The organism is Methylibium sp., from assembly GCF_013817365.1.
In the GTDB taxonomy this organism is placed as follows: domain Bacteria; phylum Pseudomonadota; class Gammaproteobacteria; order Burkholderiales; family Burkholderiaceae_C; genus Methylibium.
The window spans coordinates 1-8,637 of sequence record NZ_JACDCU010000144.1 but is presented as its reverse complement, the minus strand read 5'-3'; the positions used below and the strand labels follow the sequence as shown (position 1 = coordinate 8,637).

The 8,637-nt window shown below is 63.8% G+C and carries 5 protein-coding genes and 1 pseudogene; 4 read left to right on the top strand and 2 right to left on the bottom strand.

All coding sequences use genetic code 11. The annotated features are described in order from the left end of the window. From H0W38_RS10550 to H0W38_RS10535, 4 genes and pseudogenes are all read left to right on the top strand, one after another. Positions 1-406 (top strand): annotated as a pseudogene (locus H0W38_RS10550) (gfo/Idh/MocA family oxidoreductase); the annotation flags it as partial. Beyond that, positions 403-1,536 carry a DegT/DnrJ/EryC1/StrS aminotransferase family protein gene (locus H0W38_RS10545; RefSeq protein WP_292453657.1) on the top strand — a complete coding sequence of 378 codons (1,134 nt, stop codon included), beginning with the start codon at positions 403-405 and terminating at the stop codon, positions 1,534-1,536. The pseudogene H0W38_RS10550 and the gene H0W38_RS10545, both read left to right, overlap by 4 nt. Positions 1,537-1,602: 66 nt before the next feature. After that, on the top strand, positions 1,603-2,268 hold the full coding sequence (locus H0W38_RS10540) for a NeuD/PglB/VioB family sugar acetyltransferase (protein WP_292453655.1): 666 nt from the start codon (positions 1,603-1,605) through the stop codon (positions 2,266-2,268). Positions 2,269-2,284: 16 nt separating this feature from the next. Next, positions 2,285-3,724, top strand: coding sequence for a flavin reductase (locus H0W38_RS10535; RefSeq protein ID WP_292453653.1), 1,440 nt, complete (start codon positions 2,285-2,287; stop codon positions 3,722-3,724). Positions 3,725-3,811: 87 nt separating this feature from the next. Here H0W38_RS10535 and H0W38_RS10530 read toward each other — a convergent pair whose 3' ends face one another. Together H0W38_RS10530 and H0W38_RS10525 are read right to left on the bottom strand one after the other, a co-directional pair. Beyond that, entirely contained in the window at positions 3,812-4,729 is a 918-nt protein-coding gene (locus H0W38_RS10530) for a phytanoyl-CoA dioxygenase family protein (protein WP_292453650.1), read from the bottom strand. Between the two features lie 22 nt (positions 4,730-4,751). Continuing rightward, on the bottom strand, positions 4,752-8,637 hold a 3,886-nt coding region (locus H0W38_RS10525; protein WP_292453648.1), incomplete at its 5' end, for a N,N-dimethylformamidase beta subunit family domain-containing protein.

Genomic DNA, 8,637 nt, shown 5'->3' with positions numbered 1-8,637 from the left:
CGAGTCCGGAACGATCGCTCACGCAAACGTGAGCTGGCTCGCTCCGGTCAAGGTGCGGCAAATCCTGGTCGGTGGCAGCAAAAAGATGATCACCTACGACGACCTCGAGCCGAGCGAGAAGATCAAGGTCTACGACAAGGGCGTGAGCTTCACCGACGATCCGCAAAAGATTCAGGAGATGCGCGTCGGCTATCGCACCGGCGACATGTGGGCACCGCGGCTGGCAGTGACCGAGGCCTTACTGGTCGAAGGCAAGCACTTCGTCGATTGCATCGTCAACAAGCAGGTGCCCAAAACAGACGGGCATCTCGGTCTGAGGGTCGTTGAGCTCATCGAGGCGGCCAGCCAGTCGATGCGCCGCAGGGGAGAAACAGTCCACATCCAATCTCGGGAGAAAACGTCGTGATTCCTTTTGTCGATCTCAAGGCGCAGTATCAAAGCGTCAAGGAAGAGGTGAACGCGGCCATCCAGGGCGTCCTGGACAGTTGCCAGTTCACGCTCGGCAGCGAAGTGCTGGCCTTCGAACAGGAGTTCGCCGCCTATTGCCAGGCCAAGCAGGGCATCGGCGTGAACACCGGCACGAGCGCCTTGCACTTGGCGCTGCTGGCCGCCGGCGTCGGCCGCGGCGACGAGGTCATCACCGTGCCCTTCACCTTCATGGCGACGGTGTCGGCCATCGACTACACGGGCGCCAAACCTGTGTTCGTGGACATCGATCCGGTCAGCTTTACGATGGACGCAAAGGCGCTGGAGGCGGCGATCACCGATAAGACCAAGGCGATCATCCCGGTGCATTTGTACGGTCAGCCGGCCGACATGGACCCGATACTCGAAGTCGCCAAACGGCACGGTCTGCTCGTCATCGAAGATGCCTGCCAGGCGCACGGCGCCGAATACAAGGGGCGGCGCGCCGGCAGCATGGGCGACATGAGCTGCTTCAGCTTCTATCCCGGCAAGAACCTGGGCGCCTATGGTGAAGGCGGCATGGTCGTCACCGACAACCCCGACTACGCGCGCACGATCCGCATGCTGCGCGACTGGGGCGCCGAGAAGAAGTACCACCATGTCCTCAAGGGCTACAACTTCCGCCTGGAAGGCATCCAGGGTGCCGTGCTCCGCGTCAAGCTGCGCCGCCTGGAAGCATGGACCGAAGCACGTCGAGGGGCGGCGGCACATTACGACCGGCTGCTGAGCGACAGCGGCATAGCCACGCCCAAGGCCATGCCCTACAACCGGCACGTCTATCACATCTACGCCATCCGCACCGCTCACAGGCAGGCCTGGCAGGAAGCGCTGCTCGCGCAAGGCATACAGACAGGGATTCACTACCCGACGCCGATCCATCTTCTGCCGGCTTTTGCCGATCTTGGCTACCGCGAAGGCCAGTTCCCGCACTCGGAGCGGGCCGCCAAGGAAGTCCTCTCGCTGCCGATGTTCGCGGAGCTGACTCAGGATCAGTGCGAAGAGGTTGCGCGCGCGGTCAGGAATCTGGCATCGGGCGTGGCCGACACGCGGGATCGTGTCGAGGCCTTGTGAGGTGGCGCGGTCGAGTCATCGCCGGCATTGCCCCGCGCTGCGCGCGCACGACGCGAGAAGCAAGACGTGCTGCAGCGACTCGTGATACTGGGCGCCGGCGGCAACGCCTACGACCTGCTCGACACGGTCGAAGCCATCAACAAGACAGCGCCGACATGGGCCGTCGTTGGCCTTCTCGATGACCGTCGAGAGGTCGGCACCGACTATTTGGGAATGCCGATTCTCGGCCCGCTCGCCAAAGCGACCGAATTCGCCGCCGGTTGCTCGTTCATTTCCTCGATCTGGAATGAAAGCACATCTCGCCGTCTGCATGAAATAATCGCTAGCACCGGCTTGAGAAGTACCGATTTCACCAACGTGTTTCACCCGGACGCCTCCGTTTCTCGGCGCGCGCGCTTCGCACACGGTGTGGTCATGCACCATGGAGCGTCCGTGGCAGGCAACGTGACAATCGGCGATCAGGTTTCCATCGGACCGGGTTGCATCATCGGTCACGACACGACCCTGGCCGGTCGCACGACAGTCGCCGCTGGCGCCATCATCAGTGGCGGCGTCAAGGTCGGCAGCAACTGCTACATAGGAAGCGGCTCGGTCATACGCCAACACATAGAAATCGGCGACGGCGCAGTCATCGGAATGGGCGCGGTTGTCGTCAAGGACGTCGAGGCGGGTTCTACCGTTGTCGGCAACCCGGCACGCCCCTTGTCTTGCTTTTCGCATCCCTCTGCTTGACACCTCGAGGTGAGAAATGAACGCCCGAACCGACGCACTGCACCCGCCAGCCGGTCTGCTGGAACAGCTCCAGCCCTACAGGCATCTGTGGCCACCGGCCCCGTTGGGCAGCGATTCCGCCTGGCGCATCGATACCGCTGGTGAGTACTACCACCGAGAACTGCCGGAACGCAAGGAAGACATCGCGCTGGACAGTCGTTGGCCCGCATTTTTCCCTGCGCCGATTTGCATCGTCACGACGACAGACGGCAAGCGCAGCGCAATGGAGCGCGAGGTCGGCGCGTCGATCGTGAATCGATTCCCGTACGTGGTTGCGCTGAGCATTTGCCGGCAATCGCTGTCGTCGCGGCACCATCCGCGAGCGACGTTCATGGACATTCTCGAGCAAGGCGGCGTGGCGTCCTTGCAGTTCTTGGCGCCGGGCAAAGACCTCGATGACGCGCTGGGCGCGATAGCGTCTTCGCCGGACAGCTTGACCTCACAGAGAATAGAAGCCTGCGGTCTGCGCGCCCGATCGGGAGTCACGAACAATGCGCCGATCCTGGCTCCAGCCTATCTGGTGTACGAAGCGAAGCTGGTCCGTCCACAGAAGGATTTCGAAGGACGCAGGATCTACGACTCGCCATGGGTCGACGTCGGATCCCATCGCATCTATTTTCTGGAGATCAACGCGATTCAGTTGCAACACGACATCGCTACAGGACGCGGCCAGATTCGGTGGCGCGCGTTACCGGCGTGGTCCGCGCTGAACAATACGGCCCCGGTCGATCGCCCCGTTCGCGGCGAGGCGGATGCCAGGTACCAAAAGGGATACAACCCGGAGTACAGCTTCCCGGCGGCCGACACCATCGCCTTCGAATTCGATGAGTTGGCCGACGGGATGGCTGTCAAACACCTTCCGCCGCTGCCTGAAGACCAGATCGAGGTTGATAACGACCGAGCGCGCTGGCCGTGTTTCTTTCCGTCTAGCTGCGGATTGATCACGACATGGGCGGAGGACGGCACGCCGAACCTGATGCCTTGCGGATCGACCACCGTGGTCAGTCGCCAGCCCTTCACGATCGCGCCCTGCGTTTCGTACGCCAGCATCAACGAGCGTTACGCGGCGCGAAAGTCGTTGGAATTGATCCGCAAGTCGGGGCGTTTCGGCTGCAGTGTTCCCTACATCAGCTCGTCGGTCGTGGACGGAATCAAGTATGCGGGGAACAACTCCTTGGCCAACGATCAGCACAAGGTCAACAACAGCGGCTTCACCATCGGCCCATCCGACTATGGTCCGGTCATCAGGGAAGCGCCCATTCATTTCGACTGCGAAGTGACGGGTGAGATTTTGCTGGGCACCCATGTGATGTTCCTGGGCGAGGCCAAGCGCATCCGCGTGCGCGCCGATGTCAGCCCCGATAACCCGCTGGAATGGTGCCCCTGGGCCGGCGTTACCGCCAACCCGCTTGTCTAGCAGTATTCCGGTCGCGCATCCCGCCGGGGAGCTTGCCGAGCACCCGATTCTCCCGATAGAGCGCCGATGCAGCCGTGTCAGCAGCGCCTATGGATGGGTCGCGCCGCCGCCCAGACGCAAGACCCGGCCCGGTTTCGACAGGACAGCACCTGCGCGCCGCCAGACTCGCCGGAACGCCCGCTCGACGCCACTGCTTTTCGCGACCGTCCAACCATCGGGCAGCACGTCAAAGCTCGCGTCCGCGGCTCCATAAGTGGCTCGCAAAAGCTTGCGGACACGGTCGGGCAGCTGCTTTTGCAACGCGGGCCCCGCAATGGACCAATGGTCGAGCAGCGGCGGGCGATCCATTCGACACATCCCGACAAGAGCCAGGCGCCGTCCGCTGCCTGTGCGGTTCTCTCCCACGCAGTGGAACATGGCCGGGTTGATCGCGACAATGTCGCCCGCCTGGGCCGTGAGTTGCACTGCGTTGGAGGGTTTGGCACCGCTGACATTCGTCTGGCTCGGGGGCACGAGGGAGGTGTCGCGATGACTTCCCGGGATCACCCAAGTCGCACCGTTGTTCTTAGTCACATCGGTCAGACAGGTGAATATCCACAGATAGCCATGACGCTCGTCCTTGCAGGACGCCGAAAAATCGCGGTGCCAATTGAAGGGCCCCAGTTCGGCCTCGGTTGGCATCGGCAGTGCTTCCAGAACAGTCATGTCCCAAAGCCTCGGCCTGCCAAGCACGGCCTGCGCCAATGCATGGATGGTGTCATGCCCCAGCAACTCGCGGCTCGATGCGTCCCAGGTGTAGAAGCAGCGTGCCGAACGGACGTAGGGATTGAGTTGCGTGTGCGTCGGCTTGATGCCGGCCGCAACGACGCGCGAGAACTTCTCCAACGCACGATCGGCGGCCGCATTCAGCGATGCGATCTCGCTGGCACTCACCTGCCCGGGTATCACGGTGTAGCCACGCGCCATCACCGATTCTGTGTGCGCGTCGATGTCGAGGGACTTCATGAGTTCAACCTTGCGGTGTCGGTCATTGCGATGTACTGAATGACCAGGTTCTGTTCGCGGCCAATGCATTTCCAGCCACGTCCTTCACGCGCGGGTCGGTCGCGCCGCCTTTGACAATCACCGTGTACGTGCTGCCAGCGGCGAGAGTGGGTGCAGGATTCAGGGTCGCCCTGCGATTCGTCGCGTTGTACGTCACTGAGGCCGGCACCAGGGTGTTGGCTGGATCGCGCAACTCGAAGGTGTTCGTGCTGATGGTCGTGGCGTCTATCGCTTCGCTGAAGGTGGCCGTAATGTTGACGGTCCGGCTGACGAAGACGGCCCCGTTGACCGGAGAGACCGCGCTGACGGTGGGCGGGGTGGTATCGGGCTGCGTCGTGAACGACCAGGTCAGCGTGGCGACGAGCGCATTGCCGGCGAGATCCTTGACGCGCGGGTCAGTCGCGCCTCCCTTGACGGTAACGGTGTAGGTCGTCAGCGGGGCGAGGGTTGGTGTCGGGTTCAGCGTCGCCCGACGGTTGGTCGCGCTATAGGTCACCGCCATCGGCACCAGCGTGTTGGACGGATCGCGCAGCTCGAAGGTGCTCGTGTTGACAGTCGCCGAATCCAGACCCTCGCTGAAGGTGACCTGCAGGTTGTTCGTTCTGCTCACCCCCGTCGCACCGCTGCTGGGGACGGTTGCCGTTACGGTAGGCGGCATCGTGTCTCCTGCGGCTGCGACGGCGAACGACCAAGTGACGTCGGCAGGGAGCGGATTGCCTGCTGCATCCTTGACGGTCGGATTGCTTGACCCGCCTTTCAAGGTTGCGGTGTAGGTTCCCGCGGGGAGCGTCGTTGTTGGATCGAGCGTGGCCAAGCGCGTGGAGGCATTGAAAGAAACTGTCGCCGCCACCAGCGCATTGGCGGGATCGCGCAATTCGAAGGTGCTCGTACCGATCGTCGATGCGTCCATGGCCTCGCTGAACGTCGCAGTGACGTTGGCCGCTGCTCCCACGCCGCTGGCGCCATTGGCAGGCGATGTCGCTGTCACCGAAGGCGCCGTGGTGTCGGCTGCCGCGGTGGAGAACGACCAGACCCTGCTGGCGGCCAAAGCGTTTCCGGCCGAGTCCTTTACGCGCGGGTCTGCCGACCCGCCCTTGACCGTGGCGGTGAAGTTCGTCGATGCGGCCAGGGCAGCGCTCGGCGTCAGCGTCGCAACACGCGTCGTCGCGTTGTAGGTCACCTCGGCGGCGACCAACGCGCCTGCTGCGTCACGCAGTTCGAAGGTGCTCGCGTTGACCGTCGTCGGATCGAGGTTCTCGCTGAACGTGGCGGTGATCACCGAGGTTGTGCTGACCCCGGTCGCCCCGCTCGCGGGCGTGACCGCAGACACCGCCGGAGGGGTGATGTCGGACGCGGATCCGCCGGTGGTCGTGAACACGACGTCGACCCAGTAGTTGGTCGACTGGGAGGTCAGGGTCGGGAATGCCGTGGCAGCCGCATAGGCAAACACGCCGTTGCCGCCGCTTACCCCGTCTTGCAGTGCTTGCAGGGGCGGGTTATCGACGCCTGAAGCGGCGAAGTAGCTGTAGTCGGCCGCGAAACCGCCGTTGGGCGCGAAATACGAGGCGACGTAGACGGTGTCCGCGGTCACCGCGACCGGCGAGGCAAAGTTGACCTGCTGCCAGCCCGAAGCGGTCTCGCTGGTGAAGGTGGCGGTCGCGAGCGGCGTGCCGTCGCTGGACCACAGGGTACCGACATGGGTGCCTGTGTTGGCGGCTCCTTTGTAGAAGCGGATACCCGCGATGAAGCCATTCTGCTCGGCCCTGAACTTCACACCGAGATTCACGGGCAATGCTTCTGCAAAGCTGGCAATAGCCGGCTCGGCCAACGGCGACCAGATCGTGCAGGGGCAGGTTTGGGTGGTGGGCAAGACCGTCACCGCGATACCGGCCGACGGTGTTTCGAGATTGCCACTGTCATCGGCCGCCCGCGTCCTGATGGTCACCGAGCCTGCAGATGATGGAATCCAGTTGTAGCTCCAGTTGGCGCGCCCGTTGGCCGGATGCCAAGTCGAGCCACCATCGACGGACACTTCCACGCCGCCGACCAGGCCGCCGCCCGAGTCGCTTGCCGTGCCGCTGATCGTCGTGACGCTTCCCCGCGGAACGGAACCGCCGGCCGCCGGTGAAGTGATCGTCGAAACCGGAGCGCTCACATCGGTCGATGCCGCCGCTGCGACCAAGCCGAGCTGCATGGTCCTCGGCTGGACACCCATGTCGGCGAACAGATTCACCGTTGCCTGCTGCATGCGCACGTCCGGTGTGTCCGCAACGTTGGGCGTGGCCGAATCGGCATCGTGATTCACGTCCAACCCCCAAGACCAGCGTATCGTGCCAGCACCGAACACGAGCGCGCCGCTGGCGTGGCGATAGAGCGTGAGGCGGTGGGTCGCACTTCCCAAGGTGAATGTCGACCCGTAGTTCTGGGCCACGAGGACGCCGCTGAGCGTCGTCGACGACATCCGAATCAGCCCGGGTGGACGGAAGCCGTTGTCGAGATCCTCGTCCCACTCGTAGCCGAGCGTGCCCGCTGCGAGCGTCGCGGACTGGCCCGCACCGAGCGAAGCTACGCTCGTGTTCCGCCAGAAACGCAACTTGCCTTCCGCCGAGGGCACGACGATGCCCGCGCCGTTCAAGCCCTCACAGCAGTTGACCTTGAAGATCGTGCCGGTGACAGCGTTCTCGGGTCGCCCGCCATCCGCAGGCGGCGAGAACCTCGGATCGCGCCACGTTCCTGTCCAACTCGGGTCGGGGTCGATCTTCGCGTTGTCGTGCGTTTCCTTGTAGGTGACGAGGGTTCGATACGGCACGGCAGCGCCATCGATGCTGTTCTCCCAGCGTGTTTTCCAGAACATTTCGTTGCCGCTGAAGAACGCCAGGTGCACGCCTGCGCCGCGCGCAGCTTCCACACTCGCACGTTCGGCATTCGACCAGTACTCGTCGTGTCCGACGGAGAGAAACGCCTTGTGATTGAGCAGCAACGATCCGGAGCGGGCAACATCAGGCGTCGCGACGTAAGAGACGTCGTACCCGTTCGCCTCGATCCACCTCACCATCGGATACTCGGCCCCGAACAGCCAAGCGCGCTGATACGAACTACCCCGCGTGTTGAAGGGGCGGTTGTAACTGACCTTGTACGCACGCCCGACCGGCGCGCCGACATACAGGCTGTTGCCTCCGTAGTCGTTGTAGGCCTGCCAGGTGGAGTCGGCGGTCTTGAACACGAGCTCCGAGGTGCTCGAATCGTTGCGGACGATGAAGACGATGTGGCTGGCGCCACCGGTGTCCGCCCGCACGACTCGCGCCAGATAGATTCCAGAAACGGCATTTGCGGGGACGGCCCATGAACCCGAGATGGCCCAGTTGCCACAGTCGACCAGCCCGGTCGCGACGGCGTCCAGGCAGGCGGGCTGAACTTGCGGCAGGGTCGCCGTCGGTAGCGCCGTCGCCACCTTTCGGGCGCCCGACCCTGCGTAGTAACCCAAGCGATAGATGTCGAAGCGGTAGGCTGCCGCGCTGGTGTCGACCTTGAACGAAACGGTGCTTCCACGGTTGACGCTGATCTGCGTCGCGTAGCCCTGGATGCTCGGGTCGCCGACCCCGGTAACGTCCCACTCGCTGGCCGGATTGCCGGCCAGACAGTTCTCGGCAACCACCGGATTGGGTGGCGCCGTGCAGCCCGCGCCGCCGCCACCGCCGCCAGCCGCGGCCGTGGTGAAGGTCCATGTAAGGTTGGCGGCCAGCGCATTGCCGGCCGGATCTTTGATCCGCGGATCGCTCGCTCCTCCCCTGACGGTGGCGGTATAGGTCGATGACACGGCCAGCGCGGCGCTCGGTGTCAGCGTCGCTGTGCGGTTCGTCGCGTTGTAC